Raw genomic sequence first — 1,158 nt, 5'->3', positions numbered from 1 at the left:
CCCCCCCCCGCCGGGTCGCCGCCCCCCCCGGGGGGTGGGCCCCCCCCCCCCCCCCCCCCCGCTGTCGTCTAATACCCGCCGCGGGGGGCGGGCGGCGGCCGCCCCCCCCCCCGGCGTGATCAACATGGTCACCGGCGACGGCGTGCATCTGTCGGAGGTGGCCCTGGCCGATCCCCGGCTGGCCGGCATCCACTTCACCGGCTCCACCAGGACCTTCCAGTACCTGTGGCGTGAGGTGGGCGCCAATATCGGCCGCTACCAGGGGTATCCGCGGCTGGTCGGCGAGACCGGCGGCAAGGACTTCGTCCTGGCGCATCCCTCCGCCGACCCGAAGGCGTTGTCGACCGCGTTGATCCGAGGGGCGTTCGAGTACCAGGGGCAGAAGTGCTCGGCGGCCTCGCGCGCCTACATCCCGCGCTCGCTGTGGCGGGAGATGGGCGACCGTTTCCTCGGCGCCGTCGCCGACCTGACCTACGGCGATGTCGCCGATCTGCGCAATTTCGGCGGTGCCCTGATCGACCGGCGCGCCTATGACAAGAACGTGGCCGCGCTGGACAGGGCGCGTGCGGCGGGTTTGACGGTGGCGGTGGGCGGCGGTCACCGCGACGACCCCGGCTGGTTCGTCGAACCCACCGTCCTGCTCTGCGACGACCCCGGCGACGAGTCGTTGAGCACGGAGTACTTCGGCCCGATCCTGACCGTGCGCGTCTACGACGACAACGAGCCGGGCGCGTTCGAGGCGGTGCTGGCCGAAGCCGAGCGGGCCGCGCCCTATGCCCTCACCGGGGCGGTCTTCGCGCGCGACCGGGCCGCCATCGACCTGGCCTCGCACGTGCTGCGCTTCGCGGCGGGCAATTTCTACGTCAACGACAAGCCGACGGGCGCGGTGGTCGGCCAGCAGCCCTTCGGTGGCGCTCGCGCCTCCGGCACCGACGACAAGGCCGGGTCGGCGCTGAATCTGCTGCGGTGGGTGGCCCCGCGCACCATCAAGGAGACCTTCGCGCCCCCGACGGACTATCGCTACCCGCACATGCGGGAGTGATCCGCCCGCACGCGTGAACGCCCCGGCGGCCGCGCCGGGCCGGGGGGGGGGGGGGGGGGGGGGGCGGCCCGGCGGTTTCCCGGGGGCAGGCGGCGCGGGGAGTGCCCCAGGGTGTT

At 74.2% G+C, this 1,158-nt stretch carries 1 protein-coding gene; it reads left to right on the top strand.

Features of this window, described 5'->3' with window-relative positions:
- On the top strand, positions 1-1,042 hold a 1,042-nt coding region (locus tag QH283_RS08010; protein ID WP_280502382.1), incomplete at its 5' end, for an aldehyde dehydrogenase family protein.
- Positions 1,043-1,158 lie beyond the last annotated feature (116 nt).

The organism is Nocardia farcinica (assembly GCF_029867845.1).
Taxonomy (GTDB): domain Bacteria; phylum Actinomycetota; class Actinomycetes; order Mycobacteriales; family Mycobacteriaceae; genus Nocardia; species Nocardia farcinica_A.
The sequence above is the reverse complement of the archived record's forward strand: the minus strand, read 5'-3'. Positions and strand labels throughout refer to the sequence as shown.